Raw genomic sequence first — 20867 nt, 5'->3', positions numbered from 1 at the left:
GAACCGTTTAACCCATCGGGGGTCAACGGGCACGATATGCCAATCGAACAGCGCGGCGACGCCTCCGTCGTCACGCACGCGCTGGCGCGAGATGAACTGACACGGATACGAAATGTCGAGACCGAACAGGTCGCGTTCCGGAAGGGACTGGTCCGTCTCGGCCGCATCTGTGGCTACGAGATCATCGACGGTCGGATGGAGACCGAGTACACGGAGGTCCAGACGCCGCTGACTACGATGATGGGCGAACGCGTCAAGGGACTCGACGACGTGGTCATCGTCAACGTCCTTCGTGCGGCGACGCCGTTCGTCGAGGGACTGCTCAAGGCGTTCCCCCGCGCCAGGCAGGGCGTCATTTCTGCCAGCCGCGACGAGGAAGCCGGGATGAACGACGACGGCGAGTTCCCCATCTCGGTCGACTACGTCAAACTGCCCGAAATCACCGAGGATGACACCGTCATCATCGCGGACCCGATGCTTGCGACCGGGTCGACGATGACGACGGTGCTCGACTACATCACCTCAGAGAAGACCGAACCGGAGAACCTGCTCGTTCTGGCTGCGGTTTCCGCGCCGGAGGGAATCGTCCGCGTCTCGGAGTCCCAGTCGGACGCAGACATCATCAGCGTCGCTATCGACGACGAACTCGACGAGGACGGGTTCATCGTTCCGGGACTCGGCGACGCCGGCGACCGGGCTTTCCGGACGACGTAAGCGGTCGCGGCCCGCTCGACCTATCGGTTGAGGGACGAAACGTTTTTATCTGTGGCCCGAATCACCCGATGATGTCGCGATTTTCCGTCTGTACCCAGCTGCTGTACCCCCTTCCTTCACATGGAAACCGACAGACGGCAGCGTAATTTTGGTCCAGTTGAAACGAGAGTGACGGCCGTGAACCGCCCCGCGGTGACCGGGCGTGGCTCCTGTCGGACGGTACTGGACCGGGAGGCTTTCGTACTGACGGCACGGCAACCCCGTATGGTTCGACGACGATACCGCGTTGCGGACACTGCCCAGCAGCTCGTCGGGGGGTTCCTGCTCGCGGGGCCGTTCGTCGTGACTGAGGAGGTGTGGGTGCTGGCCGAGAATATGTCCTGGTATCACGCGGTAGTCGTCGTCGGTATCGTGTTCGCTATCGGCTACGGGGCGCTGTACAAGGCCGACGCCGGCCGAGACATCGACACCGAGGCGGAGGTGGCCGGTATTCCAGTCCGGTTCGTCTCGCTGATGATTGTAGCGTTCGGTTCGGTCGCCATCCTCGCGACAGCTTTGACCGCCCCGGACACGTTTCTCGTCGACGGCGGGATTCTGGCGGACCCGACGCCGATGGCCGTCACTCTGACGACCCTGAAGGCGATCATCGTCGGTGCGATTTTCAGCGTCGTCGGGGCTGCGACGGCGGACAGCGTGTTCTGACCGCGACCCGCACACTTAATTGGGTGCCACTCTCCTTGATGTGCATATGGAGTATACGCTGGCTATCGACAACGCACCGGAAACCGTTCCGGGTGGCACGGGGGTACTGCTCCTGCATCCGAGTACCGGCGAGACGGACCGACTCGACACGGATTTCCTCGCAACCGACACGGATTCGATGCTCGTCATCTCGACCCGGACCACCGCCCGAGAGGTCAAGCAGAAACTGGAGTACTACGAGGTTGACGAGTCGAAGGCGACCATCCTCGACACGCTGTCGGTCGAACGCGGCTATACCCGTCGCCGCTCCGAGGGGGTTCGGTACGTTTCTGCCCCGGACGACCTGTCCGGCATCGTCTCGGAGACCGAGACGTTCTTGCAGGAACACGACGGGAAACTCCGCGTAACGTTCGACTCCCTGACGGAACTCATCTACTACGCCGACGAGGACGGCGCGCTCTCGGCCGTCGAAGACATCCTTGACCTGCTTGCGGAGTACGACGCTGTCGGGATGTTCCACCTCGCCGACGAGGTCCACGACGAGGAGACAGTCGCGGCGTTCCGGGAACTCTTCGACGGTGTCATCGAACTGTCCGAGGACGGAACCATTACCAGTTCCTTCGAGGAGTAACCGGACACGCGCTCCTGAATCCGCCGCTCCTCCGATGAAATTGTGGCAGCCGGCCGACACTACTTCGCCCATCGAACACCCCGATGGCGTCCTCCCTCTCGAATGAAACGGTGTTTTCACCCGGCAGCGACGCCAACACCCCGTATGTCAACTCTTACCAGACCAACAACAATTAAGAGGGTATGACCCACATACAGGGTTGTATGCCGGAATGCCAGAACTGCGGTAATTTTGTAACGGCTGACTACGCGCGTGTGTTCACGCCGAACGGGGTCGAAAAGCCCAGGGTCTGTCCGCAGTGCGAGGACAAGATTCGCGACGGGGCAGACGTCCGTGAGGCCCGGTCCACACGTCGCGGATAGAACCGGTCAGGAACTGCCGCCCTGTGACCTGACGGTTGCGGGGACGTTTTCCTCGCCGGCTGCACTCGCTACCAACCGCTGTTTTACTGCACAGGCGTTTCAGGGGCTATGCTAATGCATCTGTCAGGCGTGTCCGTGCCTCCTCGAACACCGCGTCAGCACGGTCCGCGTCACGGGCTTCGGCGGTGATCCGAACGAGCGGCTGGGTCCCGCTGGCCCGCAGGAGGAACCACGCGTCGCCGAGGTCGACCCGGACCCCGTCGAGCGTCGTCACGTCGTCGTAGGCGTCAGTCACCGTCTCTCGAACGCGGTCCATCACCGTTTCCTTCTGAGCGGTTTCGACGCTGTCCCGGCGGATGGGGTACTCCGGCACATCGGCGGCGCGGTCGCCCAGCGGGCGCTCGCTGTCCAGCGTTGCGGCGGTACAGGCCGCCAGCGGCCCGTCCGGACACAGCGTTCGCTCGGGCCAGATCCACGCGCCGCTCGGCTCGCCGCCGAAAGCGACCCCGTCCTCGCTCGCGGCCTCGGCGACGTACACGTCCCCGACCGGGGTGTACTCGACGGCCACGTCGATATCGCTGAGGTGGTCCTCGACGGCGAGGCTCGTATCGACCGGGACGGCGACCCGCTCGCCCGGTGACGCCGCAGTACGGGCGAACACGGCCAGCAACACGTCGCCCGAGAGGAAGGTCCCGTCGGCCGAAACCGCCCGCATCCGGTCGGCATCGCCGTCGTGTGCGATGCCGAGGTCGGCGTCGGATTCGGCCACTAGCGTCGCCAGTGACTCGCAGTTCTCGGCTTTCGGCTCCGAGGGCCGACCCGGGAACGCGCCGTCGGGCTGGCCGTTGAGCGTCTCGACGGAGCAGCCCAGCGCCGAAAGCGCGTCGACGCTGACTCGACCCGCGCCGTTGCCCAGATCGACGACGACGTGGCTGTCGAGGTCCAGTTCGCCGATTTCCGCGACCAGCGCCTCGACGTGGCGCTGGCTGGCATCCCGGGACTCGATGTCGCCGCTCTCGTCCCACGCCGCTGGCTGGAACGCATCCTCGTCCAGTCGCTGTTCAATCGTCTCCCGCAGGTCCGCGTCGAAGGCTTGCCCGCTGGGCTGCCAGAGCTTGATACCGTTGTCCTGGGGCGGGTTGTGGCTCGCCGTCACTGCAACCCCGGCGTCGGCGTCCTGCCATGCCACCGCCCGTCCGATAGTCGGCGTCGCCGCACCGCCGAGGTCGACCACGTCGACGCCGCTCTCTCGGAGCCCGGCCACCAGCGCCGCCTGCAGGTACTCGCCGCTCGCTCGCGGGTCCCGGCCCACGACCACCCGCTCGCAGTCGATGCCAAGCGCCCGCCCCACCGAAAGCGCCACCTCGGCCGTGACTGTCTCGCCGACGGGACCCCGAATCCCGCTCGTTCCGAACTGTGTCATTACTGCTCTCTGGGGCGGGCCGCCCCTAAAATCCATCCGGCATCGGACAGGTACTTCGGGACGGTAGTGCCGATGCCGTTCCGCTACTGTGTCGGCGCCCACTCGCAGGCCGTCCCGGTCGTCAGCCCCGCTTCGTCGATGTGAGCCGAGAGGCAGCCGTAGTTGCAGAACTGCGTTGTCGGCTTCCCGTCGGGTGTCTCGCTGATGTAGACGGGGTCGTGGGCCTCGACGGAACAGCCGCAGTACGTGCAGTCGGCCATACTGACGCTTGCGGCCGGGAGAACAAACGTTTTGTCCGCGTCTGTCGACCCACCGCACATGAAACAGGGCGGCTCTGACGCGGCGAAACAGGCAGCGGGGGAATCGGCGGCCGAGGCAGTCGAGGACGGCATGGCCGTCGGCCTTGGCACGGGGTCGACAGCGGCCCACGCTATCCGCGCTATCGGGCGAGCGGTCGACGCAGGACTCGATGTCGTCGGCGTCCCGACGTCATTTCAGTCCCGTCAGCTGGCCCGGGACTGTGGCATCCCGCTGGCGGACCTCGACGACGTGTCGGTCGACCTCGCTATCGACGGGGCCGACGAGGTGGCCGGCGGCAACCTCATCAAAGGTGGCGGAGCAGCCCACGCTCGGGAGAAGATCGTCGACGCGAGCGCTGACCGCTTCCTCGTCGTCGCCGACCCGACCAAAGAGGCCGAGTCGCTCTCGGTGCCGGTGCCGGTCGAGGTACTTCCGATGGCCCGCCCGACGGTCGCCGAAGCAGTCGATGATCTAGGTGGCGACCCGACACTTCGCCGTGCAGAGCGTAAGGACGGCCCCGTCGTCACCGACAACGGGAACCTCGTGCTCGACTGTGACTTCGGCCCCATCGACGACCCCGCCGCGCTCGCCAGCGACCTCGCCGCACTCCCCGGCGTCGTCGAGCACGGGCTGTTCGTCGACATGGCCGACGAAATCCACGTCGGCACTACTGACGGCGTCACCGTCCGAGCGCTATCGGAATAGCTGTCGCTGATCGGCGTGCGCCAAAAAATACGCTGCTTGAAACGACCTTACAGGTCGCGCGGCTGGACCGTCTTCCGGTCGTTCTCGTCGGCTCGGCGGGCTGCGTCCTGGAGCAGCTCTTCGACTTCCTCGTCGAGTGCGTCGTAGAAGTCGGACGCTACGTTCATGTCGTTGAGCTCTTCCTTAACGGCGGCTTTGACGATTAGGTCTGCCATACAGACGAGGTATCGACGGGGGTTACTTATATACTTTCTCCAATTAGTTCGCTCTCGACCCTATTACCGGCAGTTTGAGGCATTATACGACACATAACCCCTTATAAATCCGCAATCGTGTCCTCTGTAACCCATCAGAATCCGTGCTTTCGGCTGTGCTAGACGGCTATTGTTGCGTTACTCCGGCCGAGCGTCGCTCACGCGCGCTCGCACAGGTCGGCCCTGAAACGGGCGATACGTTCGCCTCGGACCGACGGATAGGAGTGGCCGTATCACTGAATGGGTCCTATGCGCGACATACTCGATTCGGTTGCGGCGGGTGACCTCTCCCCGGTAGAGGCCGAGGCGGCGCTTGCGGGCTACGCGACCAGCGGGGCCGGTCGGTTCGACGCCGCTCGGGAGGACCGTGCCGGTGTTCCCGAGGCTGTCCTTGCAGATGGGAAGACGCCGGCGGAAGTAGCGGAGCTTGCGGTGACAGCTATCGAAACGACGGGGCGGGCTATCGTGACGCGGCTCGACACGGCAACTGCGACGACCGTTCGGGAGCGGTTGGACGAAACCGCCCCAGATGCGACAGTTCGCTGGGACGACCGCTCGAACTGGCTGGTGGCGACGACGCCCGCCTTTGAGCGCCCGTCGCTGGACGCGTCAGTCGGCATCGTCACGGCCGGGACCTCCGACGCCGTTCCGGCCGGTGAGGCCGCACTCATCGCCGAGGAGATGGGTGCGACCGTGACCCGTATCGACGATGTCGGCGTCGCCAGCCTCGCCCGGACGATAGATGCGGTCGATGGCTTCCGGGACCAGGACGTCCTCATCGTCGCGGCGGGCCGCGAGGGCGCGCTCCCGACGGTCGTCGCCGGTCTCGTGGATGTCCCGGTCATCGGATTGCCCGTCTCGACCGGCTACGGCCACGGCGGCGAGGGCGAGGCGGCCCTCTCGGGGCTGCTCCAGTCCTGTACCGCCCTCTCCGTTGTGAACATCGACGCCGGCTTCACCGCCGGGACACAGGCCGGCCTAATCGCCAGACAGCTCGACGATGCACGGACGTAGATATCTACGCCAACTGCAGACATACCCAAGTATTTGGGTAAAGAGCTATGGGAACAACGCGCGTACGCGTATACGTCGGCGGTGGTGTCGCCGACGAACACGATGCCTGAATGTGATCATTGCGGCGCGCACGTCTCAGACCAGTTCGCCCGAGTGTTCGCGGACGAACGCGGACACATCCGGGCGTGTCCGAACTGCTCGGCGAACGCTGGCATTGCCGAGGTATCGAGAGAGCGCGCCCAACAAGTGTGAGGCCCGCTGGGCCACCAGCATCGTGCGATGACTACCGCGCGGAGCCCTTACCACGTGTACGTCCTCCGTTGTAGCGACAACACCTTTTACACCGGCTATACGACCGATGTGGAGCGCCGCGTCCGCGAACACGACGCCGGCGACGGCGCGAAGTACACGCGCGGCCGAACCCCGGTCGAACTGATCCACGTCGAGTCGTTCGACTCACAGTCCGAAGCGATGAGCCGTGAGTACGAGATCAAGCAGTACACCAGAGCAAAGAAGGAACGGCTCGTCGAATCCAGCGACGCCGAAGCGGACTTCGATATCTGAACCGCTATCGATACAACTGAAGAATTAGCAGCGCTACCGCCTCAGATGCCGAGGCTCACCTCTTCCCGTCGGTAGCCGTGAAGTGACAGTTTTGCGATGGGGCGTGATTTTTTGTCGAGGGGCTGAGAACCGCGAGATATGGACAACGACGCGGATGTCGACGCAGGTGCGATCGCCTTCGGGACGGACGGCTGGCGGGCGACGCTGGACGTGTTCACGAAGCCGCGGGTCCGGATGGTGGGACAGGCCGTCGCCACCACCCTGCAGGAACGCGGGGCGACCGGGACCGTCGCCATCGGATACGACGCCCGCGAGACCTCGCCCGGGTTCGCTGACGAACTCGCACACGTCCTGCGCGCGAACGGCTTCGACGTGCTCTTGCCGGACCGGGACACGCCGACGCCGATTGTCGCCTGGACGGTGAAAGACCGCGACCTCGCAGGGGCGCTCCAGATTACGGCCAGCCACAATCCCCCGGAGTACAACGGCGTGAAGTTCATTCCCGGCGACGGGTCGCCGGCGCTGCCGGACTGGACGGCCGCCTTCGAGGAGAACCTCGCCGTGCTCGACCCGCTGCCCGAGGACGAGTGGGGCGAGCGAACGGAGGAGGACCTGATCGGGCCGTACCACGAGCACGCGCTGTCGTTCGTCGACGCCGACCTCGACGGCCTGCCGGTCGCCTACGACGCGCTGTACGGGAGCGGCCGCGGCGTCACCGACGCCCTCCTCGCCGACGCCGGCGCTGACGTGACCCGACTCAACTGCGAACAGGACCCCGACTTTGGCGGCGGGTCGCCCGAACCGTCGGCGGAGAACGCCGAGGGGCTCGTCGGCGAAGTCAGCGACGGCGACGCCACGCTGGGAATCATCAACGACGGCGACGCCGACCGTATCGGCGTCGTCACACCCGAGCGGGGCTATCTGGACCCGAACCTGTTCTTTGCCGCGATGTACGACTTCCTGCTCGAAGACGGGACAGGCGACGTGGTTCGGACGGTCTCGACGTCCAGCATCGTCGACCGCGTCGCCGAGGCCCACGGCCAGAACGTCCACGAGGTCGCCGTCGGCTTCAAGTGGGTCGCCGAGGCGATGGCCGAGCACGACGCGCTGTTCGGCGGCGAGGAGTCCGGCGGTTTCGGCCTGCCGGACCATCTGCGGAACAAGGACGGTGTGTTGGTGGCGCTGGTCGCCGCCGCCGCCGAACGCGAGGAACCGCTGGACGCCCGCGTCGACCGTCTGTTGGACGAACACGGCGAAATCCACCAGAACCGAATCAGCGTCGACTGCCCGGACGACCGCAAGGAACCAGTCCTCGAAGACCTCGAAGTCGCGCTGCCCGAGACGCTGGCGGGAGTCGCTGTTGACGGCATCAACACCGTCGACGGGTTCAAAATCCGGCTCGAAGACGGGACGTGGGTGCTGGTCCGCCCGTCCGGAACGGAGCCGAAGCTCCGCGTCTACGCCGAGGCGTCGAGTGCGGAGCGCGTCGAGGACCTGTTAGAGGCGGGCCGGGACCTGGTCGAACCGCTGGTCTGACCTCACTTGCTTGCGCTGACGACGTACGTGCCGGCCACGCGGTCGCCGAGGCGCTGGGCGTCGTCGCTGACGAACATGACGGCCGCCTCAACGAGGAGCCAGCCGCCCATGAGAACGAGCGCGAAGAGGAACCCGAATCCGCCGAAAATGCCGCCCAAAAGGAGCATGATCGGGAACGGAGCCAGCAGCACGGCCGTTCGGACCAGTCGGTCACGCTGGGTCGGCGGCGCGCCGTTTTCGTCGACGACCGCGACGTTCTGGGACCGCTTCCCGACCGTCTCATTGGACTCGGCGTAGTAGCCGAAGTAATAGACGAGCACCGCACCGATGGCGAGCCACAGGGCGAAGTTGATAACGATGCCCAGCAGTCCCGCAGCCAGCACCGAGCCGCCGCCCATCGCGCCCGGACTCTCGGGCGAGGCGGCGGCCATCGCCCCGACAGAGAGGACCGTATTGAGAACGAACGTTACGAGCCACAGTCCGAACGCGACAGCGCTCAGAATGGCGAAGTCGATGAGGTACGCGACGACGCGGTCGTCCCGCGCTTCGACCGCGTTTTCAGGGACAGTTGCTGACATCGTTTTAAAATCATTCTCGAAACCATATGAAAAATGTTACGACGCTGTGCCAACGGTTGTGATCTCGCGCCGAACGATTGCCGCGCCTACGCACGCTCGCCCCGGAAACGGTCGGGTTCGCCCAGCGGCTCGATGGTGAACCCCAGCGCCTCGTAGAACGGCCGAACGTCAGCGTCGAACTCGGCGGTGACACAATCTCGCCGGTCGAGCGCGGCCTCGACGAGCGCCGTCCCGATACCCTGCCCACGACGACGCCGACGGACAGCGACGGCCTCGATGTGAGTGTCGTCGAGTACGAGTGCGCCGAGAACGCGCTCAGCCGCCGGGTCATCGTCGGACACTGCGACGAGCGTACCGTCGTCTTCAGCACCCGCCCGAACGGTTTCCACGGCTATCGAGAGGACCGCTCCGTCGAGGACGTTCATCACCGCCGGCACTTCGTCGGCGGTCGCTGTGCGGACGTGCATATCTGTTAGAGGCCGCTGCTTGGCGGTTCAGCCGCCTTTGATGAGCCTGACGACCCGAACGTGGTCGTGCTCGACGGGCTGATCCGTCGGAACGTGCTCGCCGTCGACGAGGACCGACACCTCGTGGGGGCTCAGGTCGACCGGCGAAAGCAGGTCGGCGTAGGTCGCATCCGCGTCCACCTCCAGTTCGTGGGTGTCCTCGCCGGCGATCTCGACGGTGACGTACATACACCGACTACTCCGCCGACGCACCTGAGACTGTCGACTCTCGCGGGGTTTAAGACCGGCCCACGCTTCCCATCGTCCATGAGTGAGGCCGAGTCCGAGTCGCGGGCGGGACGCGAGGAGGTCTGGATCGAGAAGTACCGCCCGCAGACGCTCGACGACGTGATGGGCCACGAGAACATCGTCGGGCGACTCAAAAGCTACGTCTCGCGCAACGACCTGAGCCACATGCTGTTTTCCGGCCCCGCGGGGACGGGGAAGACGACGTGTGCGACGGCTATCGCCCGTGAACTGTACGGCGAGGACTGGCGCGAGCACTTCCTCGAACTGAACGCCTCCGACGAGCGCGGTATCGACGTGGTCCGGGACCGAATCAAGAACTTCGCCCGAACGAGCTTCGGCGGCGTCGAGTACCGCATCATCTTCCTCGACGAGGCCGACGCGCTGACCAGCGACGCCCAGTCGGCGCTGCGCCGGACGATGGAGCAGTTCTCGAACAACGTCCGCTTTATCCTCTCGTGTAACTACTCCAGCCAGATCATCGATCCGATCCAGTCCCGTTGTGCCGTCTTCCGCTTCTCGCCGCTGGCCGACGACGCCGTCGCCGAGGAAATCCGAAACATCGCCGCCGAAGAGGACATCGAACTGACCGAGGACGGACTGGACGCGCTCGTCTACGCCGCCGACGGGGATATGCGGAAAGCCATCAACGGCCTGCAGGCCGCGTCGGTCAGCGGCGACACGGTCGACGAGTCGGCGGTGTACGCGATCACCTCGACGGCCCGCCCGGAAGAGATCCGGACGATGGTCCAGTCGGCGCTGGACGGCGACTTCACCGCCTCGCGGGCGACCCTCGATAGACTGCTGACCGAGGAAGGCATCGCTGGCGGTGACATCATCGACCAACTCCACCGCTCCATCTGGGAGTTCGATATCGACGACGAAGCGGCAGTCCGAGTGCTCGAACGCATCGGCGAAACCGACTACCGGATCACCCGCGGTGCGAACGAGCGCGTGCAACTCGAAGCGATGCTGGCCTCGCTCGCCCAGGGCGAGTAAGGCCGTACTACCGCTACGATCCGGTTTTTCACACCTGATAACTGGCGGGTGAGCTTTATGATGAAAGGAAAGTAAGAGTATCAACAACTGAAATGCAACGTTTACGACCATCTACGGAGGGGACGGGTGAGGACCGCGGTCAGGTCGGGATCGGGACGCTCATCGTGTTTATCGCGATGGTGCTGGTCGCGGCAATCGCGGCGGGCGTGCTTATCAATACTGCGGGGTTCCTGCAGAGTTCCGCCCAGGCGACGGGCCAGCAATCCAGTGATTCGACGACCAACCGCATTCAGGTTGTGGGGATTACCGGGGACCACTTCACCGACAACAGCGAGATCGGCGTGGTTGACATCGTCGTCAGGCGGGCACCGGGGGCAGGCAACGTCGACCTTGACAAGACGACCGTCCAGTGGATCGGTCCGAGCGGGTCGTACTACCAGCTCGCGGCTGGCGGCGCAGACGGCAACCCCGATGGGCGGTTCGCTATCTCTACCGTGCAGGACAACGATGGCTCCCAGCCGGTGCTGAACGACGTTGAAGACCGGTTCAGAATCACGCTCGACCTGGGGACCGATAATTCCGTTGGCGCTGAGCCATTCGGTGAGGAACTGCCCGAAGGAGAGACTGCGACGCTCCGCATTACCTCGCCAGCCGGCGGGATGACGACCGAGGAAGTCGTCGCGCCGAAGACGCTCTCCGGGGAATCCTCTGTCACGCTCTGACGGCCAGGGATACCGCCGGCCCCTTCGGAACAGTTTTAGGCGAACGTGGGCCAACTGAACACCAATGAGCGACCTCGACGAGGCCTACCAACTCGACTACTTCGAAGAGGAAGGCTTCCACCGCCAGGAGTGTGCCTCCTGTGGCGACATGTTCTGGTCCCGTGTCGAGCGCGAGACCTGCGGCGAGCCGCCGTGTGCGGAGTACGACTTCATCGACAACCCCGGGTTCGACGAGTCCCACTCGCTGACGGAGATGCGCGAGGCGTTCCTCTCTTTCTTCGAGGACCGTGACCACGAGCGCATCGACCCGTACCCGGTGGCGGCCAACCGCTGGCGCGACGACGTGTTGTTGACCCAGGCGTCGATTTACGACTTCCAGCCGCTGGTCACCTCGGGGACGACGCCGCCGCCGGCGAACCCGCTGTGCATCAGCCAGCCCTGCATCCGGATGCAGGACATCGACAACGTCGGGAAGACGGGCCGGCACACGATGGCCTTCGAGATGATGGCCCACCACGCGTTCAACGCGCGCGAGGACATCGAAGACCCCGAGCAGTACGCCTACGAGGGCGAGGTGTACTGGAAAGACGAGACGGTCCGGTACTGCGACGAACTGTTCGAGGAGATGGGCGCGAACTTAGACGAGATCGTCTACATCGAGGACCCGTGGGTCGGCGGCGGCAACGCCGGCCCGGCCATCGAGGTCATCTACCGCGGGGCCGAACTCGCCACGCTCGTCTTCATGTCCATGGAGCAGGACCCAGAGGGCGAGTACGAGATGAAAGACGGCAACCGGTACTCGCCGATGGACACCTACATCGTCGACACCGGCTACGGGCTCGAACGCTGGACCTGGATGAGCCAGGGGACACCGACGGTGTACGAGGCCGTCTATCCCGACATGATCGCCTTCCTCAAGGACAACGCCGGCATCGAACTCACCGAGGAGGAGGAACGCATCGTCCACGAGGCCGCGAAGCTCGCGGGCCGGATGGACATCGACGAGGCCGAGGACATCGAAGCCGAGCGCGATACCATCGCCGCCGAGGTCGGCGTCGAGGTCGCGGAGATGCGGGACCTGATGGCACCGCTCGAGGACATCTACGCCATCGCCGACCACTGCCGAACGCTCGCGTACATGCTCGGCGACGGCATCGTCCCCTCGAACGTCGGCACGGGCTATCTGGCACGGATGGTGCTGCGCCGGACGAAGCGACTGGTCGACGGCGTCGGCGTCGACGCGCCGCTGGACGAACTCGTCGACATGCAGGCCGAGCGGCTGGGCTACGAGAACCGCGACACCATCCGCGACATCGTCCGCACCGAGGTCGAGAAGTACCGCGAGACGCTGGACCGCGGTGGCCGGCGCGTCCGCCAGTTGGCCGACGAGTACGCCGAAAAGGGCGAGCCGATCCCGACCGAGGAACTGGTCGAACTGTACGACTCCCACGGGATTCAGCCGGACATGGTCGAGGAAATCGCCGCCGAGAAAGGCGTCGCGGTCGACGTGCCCGACGACTTCTACGCGGTCGTCGCCCAGCGACACGGCGGCGACGACACCGCCACCGAGGAATCACAGACGCCCTACGAGGACCGGCTCGAAGAACTGCCCGAGACCGACCGGCTCTACTACGAAGACCAGCAGCGGACCGAGTTCGAGGCCGTCGTGCTTGAGGTGTTCGACCGCGACGACGACAACTACGACGTGGTGCTCGACCAGACCATGTTCTACCCCGAAGGCGGCGGCCAGCCGCCGGACGAGGGGACGCTGTCGACCGACGACGTCTCCGCCGAGGTGACCGACGTCCAGCAGTACGGCGACGTCATCGTCCACACCTGCGACGACGACCCCGGCAAGGGCGAGTTCGTCCGCGGACAGGTCAATGCGAGCCGCCGACAGCGCCTGATGCAACACCACACCGCGACCCACATCGTCATCCACAGCGCCCGGCAGGTGCTCGGCGAGCACGTCAGACAGGCCGGTGCCCAGAAGGGCACTGACTCCGCCCGCATCGACATCCGCCACTACGAGTCGGTGAGCCGCGAGGAGGTCAAGGAGATCGAACGCCTCGCCAACGACATCATACAGGACAACATCGCCGTCTCCCAGGAGTGGCCCGACCGCAACGAGGCCGAGGAGCGCCACGGCTTCGACCTCTACCAGGGCGGCATCCCGGCCGGCGAGCAGATCCGGCTCATCACCGTCGGCGACGACGTGCAGGCCTGCGGTGGCACCCACGTCGCCCGAACCGGTGACATCGGGGCTGTCAAGCTCCTGAACACCGAGCGGATTCAGGACGGCGTCATCCGCCTGACCTTCGCCGCGGGCAACGCGGCCATCGAGGCCACCCAGCGCACCGAAGACGCGCTCACCGAAGCCGCGGATATCCTTGACGTTGCGCCCGATGCCGTCCCGGAGACTGCCGAGCGGTTCTTCGACGAGTGGAAGGCCCGCGGTAAGGAGATCGAACAGCTCAAGGAACAGCTCGCCGAGGCCCGCGCCAGCGGCGGCGGCGACAGCGAGGAAGTTGACGTGGGCGAGGCGACCGCCGTCGTCCAGCGCATCGACGCCGACATGGACGAACTTCGCGCGCAAGCGAACGCTATCGTCGAACAGGGCAACATCGCGGTGCTCGGGTCGGGCCTCGACGGCGCGCAGTTCGTCGTCTCCGTGCCCGACGGCGTCGATGTCGACGCCGGTGAGGTTGTCGGCGAACTCGCCGGTCGCGTCGGCGGCGGCGGCGGCGGCCCACCGGACTTCGCACAGGGCGGCGGCCCAGACGCGGACGCGCTGGACGAGGCGCTTGAGGACGCACCTGAGATACTGCGAACTGTGGCGAACGTCTGAGACGGGCTGCTGCATCATTTCCGCATCGACCACCTGCGGACGGCGACTATCACGGGAACCAGGGACGGCGTCCGCCTGAACCGTCCCCGTTCTTTCTCGCCGCTGGTTCCGTTCTACGCTCGGTTACCTCGGACAGTTGTCCGATTAAGACTCGATATTCTGCCCGAACGGTCCGAATACGCTCAAGAGATACAATTACATTTAGTTGTATTAGGTGTACCTGGATGAGTTTCCAAAAGTATTTTTAGCAACTGCCCATCTATAGCAGATATGAGCGGAGAACGTGACATCGCACACATTCGGACTCACACCGAGTACGTTCGGTCACAACGGACGTGTCGGCGATGTGGGACCAGTGTCCCCGCTGCTAGCGGCCGTACTACCGATGAACTGTGTGAAAACTGCAGTGCCACCCGTGCTACCTGACCCATGAGTACGACCACGACGCCCCCGTCGGACACTGACCTCGACGAAGCGCCGGAGTTCGAACTGGACTGCCTGTACGACGACCCCGAGAACCCCTCGGAGCTGACGATTTTCCCCTCGGACCTCCAGCAGTCCGTGACAGAGTGGGTTACCGCGGACCGTTCGGCGACCGTCTCGCTCGACGAACTGCGCTGAGCGGTACGTGCTGCCCGCTATTCGCCCTGACACAGCCGTCTGGCGTCCCGCATCGCCTCGTTGGTCTCGCAGACGAGCGTCAGGTGATCGCCGCTTGCAAGGCGGAAATCGCTGTCGGGGACTCTGTCTGTTCCGTTACGGCTTACCATTGCGACCAGACAGCCGTTCGGAAGCTTCTCCGCGGTTTCCTCTATGGTCCGGTCGACCAGTGAGTCGTTGCTGAGTTCGACTTCCAGTACGTCCCCTGTTCGGCCGGAGTCCGACAGCCAGTGGGCCAGCGCTGGTCGCTCGACCGCGTCGTCGATTGCGTCGGCGACGGCGAAGCCGGCGGATATCGTCTCGACGTCAAGGTCCTCGAAGGCCTCGACGTTGTCCGGCTGGTTCGCTCTGGCGACCACGGTGTCGACGTCGAACCGGGTCGTCGCCAGCTGTGCCACGAGCAAATTCACGTCGTCGTCTGCGGTCGCAGCGACGACAACGGACGCCCGGTTCGCCCCTGCTTCTTCGAGGACGTGCGCGTTCGTCGCGTCCCCGTGGACGACGCGATGGCCGTCGGCCCGCGTCCGCTCGACCGTGTCCTCGTCGCTGTCGATGAGGACGACCTCCTCGCCGCGTGATTCGTATCGTACTGCCAGTTCCCGGCCGACGCGACCGCCACCGACGATGAGTGTTTGCATGGGAAGGATGTCGAGCGCTTGCGCGAAGTGACGGGCCAGCCCGCCTTGAAACATGACGGTCGCGAAGATGACGAGAAAGACAGTCCCGACGAGGACCGTCGCAGCATCCGGGTTCTCGGGACGCAGTTCGATGGCGAACAGCGTGGCGACGCTGGCTGGGACGATACCGCGCGGCCCCATCGCGCCGACGAACATCCGCTCTCGAACTGTCAGTCGGCCACCCAGCGTCGAGAGGAACACGCCGAGCGGGCGGACGAGCGTGACGACGACGATGACGACGACGAGTCCGCCGATCCCGAGTGCACGCAGGTCACCGAGCGATAGCTGGGCGGCCAACACGATGAAGACGAACGAGAGGACAAACAGCGTGATACCGCCCTTGAACTCGGCGATCCCCTCTTCGTGGGGGAGGTCGGCGTTCCCCAGTACGATACCGGCAACGGCGGCGGCCGCGATGCCGGCCTCCGAGAGCCATATGCTTCCCAGCGCGTACGCCAGCAGCGCTGCGGTCAGGACCACCGCCCGGGCGTTTTGCATGGCGTTGTCCGCCGAAAGGTGCCACCGCTGGAGCAGGAGTGCGATACCGCCGCCGACGGCGATACCGACGATGTGGCCCACGACCAGCCGGGCGACGAACGCCTCGACGACGACTACCGGCGAGGACTGGCTCGCGATGACGAACTCGAACGTCGCCACCGCGAGGATGGCTGCGGTCACGTCGTTGATGATGCCCTCTGTCTCCAGGGCGGCGGCGACCCGGTCCCTGACCGGGACCACTTGCATGATCGGCGTGATGACCGTCGGCCCGGTGGCGATCAGCAGGCTCCCGACGAGGACGGCGACTGGCCACGTCGTCCCGAACACGACCTTGACGGCGACGGCGGTTCCGACGAGCGAGACGAACGCGCCGATTGTCACCAGTCCAAGCGCCTCCCTGGACGCTTCACGGACTCGCTCGACGGTAAGGTGGAACGCCCCCTCGAAGACGATGATACCGACGCTGAGGCCGACGATAGCCTGCAGCCCGGCCTGTCCGAATATCGCGGGGTCGACGAGGTCGAGGGCCTGCGGGCCGACGAAGACGCCGGCGACCAGCAGGAACGCGACGCTCGGGATCTGGAGCCAGTCGGCGACCAGTTGCGCGGCGACACCCAGACTCACGACCAACACGACAGCGCCGATAAGTGATGCTGCTCCTGACACGGGACTGGCGGCCCTTCGACAGCCAGCGCTAAAGACCTACTCACCGAAAGAGACACACCACCGGCGAAGGAACCGACAGCCAATGCCGACCGCACGCAACCGCGACGTGTCCCTCTACTACGAAGCCGACGGCGACGGCCCCACCGTCGTGTTCATCAACGACGTGGGGTACGGGGCGTGGCTCTGGGGCGTGGCACTACGACGACGTCGCCGGTCCCTACGAGACGGTGGTGTGGGACCTCCGCGGAACCGGCCGGTCGGACGCGCCGGCGGGACCGTACGACGCGGACACGCTGGCGGCTGACCTCGAAGCCGTGCTGGCCGACCACGGCGTCGGGAGCGCCCACCTCGTCGGGGCCAGCCTCGGCGGCATGGTCGCGCTCGAATACGCTCACCAGTACAGCCGCGCCCGCTCGCTGACGCTGTACTGTACGGTGGGATCTGGCGATGCGGTGGATCGGGCGGAACTGGACGCGCTCGCGCTGGACGCCCCATCGTCGCTTGCAGGAGCGTTTTCGCCGGCATTCCGCGAACACGACCCGGACCTCATGGAGCGGATCGCAGGCTGGCGCGCTGACGAGGACGCTACTGGCGCGGCCCGCGACGCGCAGGCCAACGCAATGACGGCTTTCGACTCGCCGCCGCTGTACGAGATCACCCAGCCCGCTGAGGTGTACTACGGGCTGGACGACCCCGTCGTGTCGCCGGACGCCGCGCAGTCGCTGGCGGCCGACCTGCCCCGCGGGACCGGCGAGGCCGTCGAGGGTCGCCACTGCTGTTTCGTCGAACACGCGCCGGCGGTGACCGACCGATTGCTGGCGCTACTGGACGAGCAGACAGAGTAACTATTGGACCGGGTGGCCGGACGCAATCCACAAATACGCGGCCTGATAGGTGATACGTATGACCGACCGGACGGCGGCCGTCACGCGGACCACGGCCGAGACGGACATCGAGGTCACGCTCGACGTCGACGGCGACGGCGACAGCACCATCGATACCGGCATCGGCTTCTTCGACCACATGCTCGATTCGTTCTCGACCCACGGGCTGTTCGACCTGACCGTGCAGTGTGACGGCGATCTGGACATCGACGACCACCACACCGTCGAGGACGTCGCCATCACGCTCGGCGAGGCGTTCACCGAGGCGCTGGACGACAAGCGCGGCATCCGCCGGTTCGCCGACCGCAAGGTCCCGCTGGACGAGGCCGTCGCGAGCGTCGTCGTCGACATCTCCGGCCGGCCGTACTTCGCGTTCGACGGTGACTTTTCGCAGGGTTCGGTCGGCGGGATGACCAGCCACATGGCGAAGCATTTCTGTCGCTCGCTGTCGATGAACGCCGGGCTGACGCTGCACTGCGGCGTCGAGGGCGAGAACGCCCACCACGAAATCGAGGCGCTGTTCAAGGGGCTGGCACGAGCACTCGACGACGCGACCCGCATCGACGAGCGCCGCTCCGACGTGGCGAGCACGAAAGGCGAGCTGTAGTCGACGGCGGTGCGAAGCCGTCGCCGTTTCGGCTGCTGGCGGCACCGATTAGTGGCCCCACGTCCACCACTCCGTATGTTCGACGAGATTATGCAGAAATTCGAGGACTCCCCGGGCCAGCAGGATGTCATCCGTTTGCTGCTGGAGCGAGGGTTCTCCGTCAACGAGGACGGCCGCGTCGTCTCGGGCGGCATCGAGATCCCGAACACGGGCATCGCCCGCGAGGCCGGCGTCGACCGGCGCGTGGTCAACGCCACGACGGACGCGATTCTCGACGACGACGACCTGCGGCGCATCTTCCGCAACATCTCCTCCGTGCCGAGCCTGCTCGATCTCGCCCCGGTGCTCGATCTGCACGCAGTGACTGTCACCGTCCGCGCCGCCGACGAGTCCGGCATCGTCTCGACGGTCACGTCGGCTATCGCCGACCACGGCATCTCTATCCGCCAGGTCCTGAGCGAAGACCCCGAGTTCACCGACGAACCGAAACTGTACGTCATCACTGACGAGGAACTGCCCGGCGACCTCATCAACGAAATCCGTCGCCTGGCGTTCGTCCGGACCATCGAACTGGCCTGATGCCGGCGACGCTCACCGTCGAGACGCCCGGAGGGGAAACCCACGAACTCACCGCCGAACGCGGGGCCGTCCTCCGGGACGTGCTTCTCGATGCCGACCTCTCGCCACACGGTCGCTACGCGAAACGGGTCAACTGCGGCGGCCGCGGCATCTGTGCCACCTGCGGCGTCCGTCTCGCTGAGCCGCCCGACCCCGACCACTGGCACGACGACCTCGCCGACCGGTTTAGCTATCCCCGGCTCTCCTGTCAGCTCCGGGTTCGGGACGGAATGAGAGTCGAACTGCTTGACAAGCGGGTCTGGGGGTCGCGGCAACCGGACGGCAGGACGGACTGACTCACTGCTGGGAGCGCGAACGACAAACGCTATTCCGCCGCCGGGCCTACGCCGGGCCGTGACGGACAGCTACCTGACCGTTCCGGGCCGCGGCGAGGCGCGCTTCGAAGTGCGCGGCTCGGAGTTCATCGGCCACGTCGCGCCGGCGGCGACCGTCGAAGCCGCCGAGGCGTTCGTCGACGCCGTCAGCGAGGAGTACGCTGACGCGACCCACAACGTCCCCGCCTACCGCGTGCGATCCGATCCCTTTCGGGAGTATTCGAGCGACGACGGCGAACCGAGCGGCAGCGCCGGCGACCCCGCGCTGAACGTTCTCCAGCAACGCGATATCGAGAACGCCGTCGCCGTCGTCACGCGCTACTACGGCGGGACGAACCTCGGCGTCGGCGGCCTCGCCAGTGCCTACTCCAGAGCGGTGAAAGAGGGCGTTGACGACGCAGGCGTGGTCGAGGAGGTGCCCCACGAGCAGTTCACCGTAACCGTCGCCTACGACGACTCCGGCAGCGTTCGGAGCCTGCTTGAATCAGCAGGTGTCGAGTTTGCAGCTGACTACGAGGCCGAAGTCGTCTTCGAGGTTCGGGTGCCTACGGCTGAGGGGAGCGACCTGCGGGACCGAATCCGGAGCGCGACCAGCGGGCGGGCGGCTATCGAACTGGCGTGACCCCCGCTACTCGTAGGTCGGCAACCGCGCCGACTGCGCCGAGCCGTCGATAAAGGGCAGGTCGACCTGCTGTGCGCTGACCGGTTCACCGTCGATGCGGATGGTCAGCGCGTCTTCGGGCCGTTCCCAACTGAGATTCGCCAGCGCAATCGGGGCTTCCCGCATCGGGCTCTGGCCGGCACGGGTCACGTCGCCGACGTGCTCGTCGCCGGCGAACACTGCGGCACCGGACTCGGGGCATTCCTCGACGGCGAGGCCGACCAGACGTTGCGTGGGGTGGCCGCGGTTCTCGATTCGCGAGACGACCTCCTGACCGACGTAACAGCCCTTCTCGAAGTCCAGGGCGTTCCGCAGGCCAAGATCGTTCGGGAGCGCGCCCTCGATTTCGGTGTCGAACAGCGGCGTCCCGGCCTCTAACGTCAGCGTCTCCCAGGTCTGGTAGCCGAAAGGGACGGCGTTGAGCCCCCGGTTGACCAGCGTGTCGAAGACAGCCTCGGCGTCGTCAGCGCTACAGACCACGTCGTAGCTCTCCTCGCCGGCGAGGTTGTCCGTCCGGATGACGGAGACGCCGGCGTCGCCGAGTTCGCCCCGCTCGAAGGTCAGCGGCGCGGGCGGGGTCCCGGTCTGGTGGAGAACGCTGGCGATTTTCTCTGTCGCTTTCGGCCCGTGGACGCCGAAGACGGCGAAGTCGTCGGTCGCCTCCTCGAACTCGACGTCCTGAATGAACGTCTTGTCCGCCCACTCTGCGGCAAGGTCCTCGGCTTTCTGGGGCGGTGTGAACACGAGCAGGCGCTCGCCGGCGTTGTACACGTACATGTCCGTGTCGACGCGGCCGTCGGGGTCGAGCAGGAGCGCGTAACAGCCCGCGCCGTCATCGTCTGGCACGCGGTTCGAGACGGCGTTGTCGACGTAGTCGACGCGGTCCTCGCCGGTGACGACGATGACGCCGTAGCCGTACTCCATCGCCCCGACGACGTTCCGAACTGCGCGGTGGGTCCGCTCCGGTCGCCCGTAGTTGTCGACGACGCGCCGACCACCGACCTCCCTGAATGTCGCTCCGTGGGCCTCGTGAACGGACTCGAGAACAGTCATTGTACGGGCATGCGGCCCTCGTGGGGAAAAACGTCCCGTTAGCGCCGTCGGTGTGTGCGGGAAGGGGCTACAAGCCGTGCGGCCATCGTCACGGCGGCGGTGAC

Annotated in this window: 23 protein-coding genes and 1 pseudogene; 16 read left to right on the top strand and 8 right to left on the bottom strand. The window is 65.7% G+C overall.

The window, feature by feature from the left end; translation table 11 throughout:
• Window positions 1-36 precede the first annotated feature (36 nt).
• The 3 genes from upp (at window position 37) to GJ630_RS09285 (ending at window position 2047) form a co-directional block, all read left to right on the top strand.
• The gene (gene upp, locus GJ630_RS09295) at window positions 37-714 is read left to right on the top strand and encodes a uracil phosphoribosyltransferase (RefSeq protein WP_014041610.1); all 678 of its coding nucleotides are present in this window, start codon (window positions 37-39) and stop codon (window positions 712-714) included.
• Between the two features lie 264 nt (window positions 715-978).
• The gene (locus GJ630_RS09290) at window positions 979-1416 is read left to right on the top strand and encodes a DUF2391 family protein (protein ID WP_014041609.1); all 438 of its coding nucleotides are present in this window, start codon (window positions 979-981) and stop codon (window positions 1414-1416) included.
• A gap of 46 nt (window positions 1417-1462) precedes the next feature.
• Window positions 1463-2047, top strand: coding sequence for a hypothetical protein (locus tag GJ630_RS09285; protein ID WP_008307296.1), 585 nt, complete (start codon window positions 1463-1465; stop codon window positions 2045-2047).
• Window positions 2048-2515: 468 nt separating this feature from the next.
• Here GJ630_RS09285 and glmM read toward each other — a convergent pair whose 3' ends face one another.
• Together glmM and GJ630_RS09275 are read right to left on the bottom strand one after the other, a co-directional pair.
• On the bottom strand, window positions 2516-3832 hold the full coding sequence (gene glmM, locus GJ630_RS09280; protein ID WP_050037224.1) for a phosphoglucosamine mutase: 1317 nt from the start codon (window positions 3830-3832) through the stop codon (window positions 2516-2518).
• An 83-nt stretch (window positions 3833-3915) separates the two neighbouring features.
• Window positions 3916-4092, bottom strand: a complete 177-nt coding sequence (locus GJ630_RS09275; RefSeq protein WP_228841576.1) for a hypothetical protein — start codon at window positions 4090-4092, stop codon at window positions 3916-3918.
• A 58-nt stretch (window positions 4093-4150) separates the two neighbouring features.
• Here GJ630_RS09275 and rpiA point away from each other — a divergent pair, with 58 nt between their 5' ends.
• The gene (gene rpiA / locus GJ630_RS09270; protein WP_151102653.1) at window positions 4151-4837 is read left to right on the top strand and encodes a ribose-5-phosphate isomerase RpiA; all 687 of its coding nucleotides are present in this window, start codon (window positions 4151-4153) and stop codon (window positions 4835-4837) included.
• A 47-nt stretch (window positions 4838-4884) separates the two neighbouring features.
• Here the strand turns inward: rpiA and GJ630_RS09265 are convergent, their stop codons facing one another.
• The gene (locus GJ630_RS09265) at window positions 4885-5052 is read right to left on the bottom strand and encodes a hypothetical protein (RefSeq protein ID WP_004517708.1); all 168 of its coding nucleotides are present in this window, start codon (window positions 5050-5052) and stop codon (window positions 4885-4887) included.
• Between the two features lie 288 nt (window positions 5053-5340).
• On the opposite strand from GJ630_RS09265, the gene larB reads away from it, so the two are divergent.
• From larB to GJ630_RS09250, 3 genes are all read left to right on the top strand, one after another.
• Complete coding sequence (gene larB, locus GJ630_RS09260) at window positions 5341-6105, top strand: nickel pincer cofactor biosynthesis protein LarB (RefSeq protein WP_191449771.1); 765 nt, start codon at window positions 5341-5343, stop codon at window positions 6103-6105.
• A gap of 279 nt (window positions 6106-6384) precedes the next feature.
• Window positions 6385-6669, top strand: coding sequence for a GIY-YIG nuclease family protein (locus tag GJ630_RS09255; RefSeq protein WP_050007393.1), 285 nt, complete (start codon window positions 6385-6387; stop codon window positions 6667-6669).
• Between the two features lie 138 nt (window positions 6670-6807).
• Window positions 6808-8205: a phosphoglucomutase/phosphomannomutase family protein gene (locus GJ630_RS09250; protein WP_191449770.1), complete on the top strand. Its 1398-nt coding sequence runs from the start codon at window positions 6808-6810 to the stop codon at window positions 8203-8205.
• A 2-nt stretch (window positions 8206-8207) separates the two neighbouring features.
• On the opposite strand, the gene GJ630_RS09245 is transcribed toward GJ630_RS09250, so the two are convergent.
• From GJ630_RS09245 to GJ630_RS09235, 3 genes are all read right to left on the bottom strand, one after another.
• Complete coding sequence (locus GJ630_RS09245; protein WP_014041602.1) at window positions 8208-8783, bottom strand: RDD family protein; 576 nt, start codon at window positions 8781-8783, stop codon at window positions 8208-8210.
• Between the two features lie 86 nt (window positions 8784-8869).
• On the bottom strand, window positions 8870-9250 hold the full coding sequence (locus tag GJ630_RS09240; RefSeq protein ID WP_014041601.1) for a GNAT family N-acetyltransferase: 381 nt from the start codon (window positions 9248-9250) through the stop codon (window positions 8870-8872).
• A gap of 27 nt (window positions 9251-9277) precedes the next feature.
• The gene (locus tag GJ630_RS09235) at window positions 9278-9478 is read right to left on the bottom strand and encodes a ubiquitin-like small modifier protein 2 (protein ID WP_044952087.1); all 201 of its coding nucleotides are present in this window, start codon (window positions 9476-9478) and stop codon (window positions 9278-9280) included.
• Between the two features lie 78 nt (window positions 9479-9556).
• Here GJ630_RS09235 and GJ630_RS09230 point away from each other — a divergent pair, with 78 nt between their 5' ends.
• From GJ630_RS09230 to GJ630_RS09215, 4 genes are all read left to right on the top strand, one after another.
• On the top strand, window positions 9557-10534 hold the full coding sequence (locus GJ630_RS09230; RefSeq protein ID WP_044952085.1) for a replication factor C small subunit: 978 nt from the start codon (window positions 9557-9559) through the stop codon (window positions 10532-10534).
• Window positions 10535-10626: 92 nt separating this feature from the next.
• On the top strand, window positions 10627-11256 hold the full coding sequence (locus tag GJ630_RS09225; RefSeq protein WP_008307313.1) for an archaellin/type IV pilin N-terminal domain-containing protein: 630 nt from the start codon (window positions 10627-10629) through the stop codon (window positions 11254-11256).
• Window positions 11257-11320: 64 nt separating this feature from the next.
• Complete coding sequence (gene alaS, locus GJ630_RS09220) at window positions 11321-14104, top strand: alanine--tRNA ligase (RefSeq protein WP_064288594.1); 2784 nt, start codon at window positions 11321-11323, stop codon at window positions 14102-14104.
• A gap of 429 nt (window positions 14105-14533) precedes the next feature.
• Entirely contained in the window at window positions 14534-14725 is a 192-nt protein-coding gene (locus GJ630_RS09215; RefSeq protein ID WP_146417645.1) for a hypothetical protein, read from the top strand.
• 17 nt (window positions 14726-14742) lie between these two features.
• On the opposite strand, the gene GJ630_RS09210 is transcribed toward GJ630_RS09215, so the two are convergent.
• The gene (locus GJ630_RS09210; protein ID WP_371727283.1) at window positions 14743-16605 is read right to left on the bottom strand and encodes a cation:proton antiporter; all 1863 of its coding nucleotides are present in this window, start codon (window positions 16603-16605) and stop codon (window positions 14743-14745) included.
• Window positions 16606-16687: 82 nt separating this feature from the next.
• Between GJ630_RS09210 and GJ630_RS09205 the strand changes: the two are divergent.
• The 5 genes and pseudogenes from GJ630_RS09205 to GJ630_RS09185 all read left to right on the top strand — a co-directional run bounded on the left by GJ630_RS09205 (window position 16688) and on the right by GJ630_RS09185 (window position 19671).
• A pseudogene (locus tag GJ630_RS09205) lies at window positions 16688-17450 on the top strand (alpha/beta fold hydrolase).
• A 58-nt stretch (window positions 17451-17508) separates the two neighbouring features.
• Entirely contained in the window at window positions 17509-18096 is a 588-nt protein-coding gene (hisB, locus tag GJ630_RS09200) for an imidazoleglycerol-phosphate dehydratase HisB (RefSeq protein WP_014041595.1), read from the top strand.
• A 75-nt stretch (window positions 18097-18171) separates the two neighbouring features.
• Window positions 18172-18675 carry an ACT domain-containing protein gene (locus GJ630_RS09195; protein ID WP_014041594.1) on the top strand — a complete coding sequence of 168 codons (504 nt, stop codon included), beginning with the start codon at window positions 18172-18174 and terminating at the stop codon, window positions 18673-18675.
• On the top strand, window positions 18675-19010 hold the full coding sequence (locus GJ630_RS09190) for a 2Fe-2S iron-sulfur cluster binding domain-containing protein (RefSeq protein ID WP_014041593.1): 336 nt from the start codon (window positions 18675-18677) through the stop codon (window positions 19008-19010). The genes GJ630_RS09195 and GJ630_RS09190 overlap by 1 nt, the downstream gene beginning before the upstream one ends.
• A gap of 58 nt (window positions 19011-19068) precedes the next feature.
• Complete coding sequence (locus tag GJ630_RS09185; protein ID WP_014041592.1) at window positions 19069-19671, top strand: YigZ family protein; 603 nt, start codon at window positions 19069-19071, stop codon at window positions 19669-19671.
• Between the two features lie 6 nt (window positions 19672-19677).
• Here GJ630_RS09185 and GJ630_RS09180 read toward each other — a convergent pair whose 3' ends face one another.
• Window positions 19678-20763 carry an aminomethyltransferase family protein gene (locus GJ630_RS09180; RefSeq protein WP_191449769.1) on the bottom strand — a complete coding sequence of 362 codons (1086 nt, stop codon included), beginning with the start codon at window positions 20761-20763 and terminating at the stop codon, window positions 19678-19680.
• Window positions 20764-20867 lie beyond the last annotated feature (104 nt).

The organism is Haloarcula sp. CBA1122 (genome assembly GCF_009741785.1).
Taxonomy (GTDB): Archaea; Halobacteriota; Halobacteria; order Halobacteriales; family Haloarculaceae; genus Haloarcula; species Haloarcula hispanica.
The sequence above is the reverse complement of the archived record's forward strand: the minus strand, read 5'-3'. Positions and strand labels throughout refer to the sequence as shown.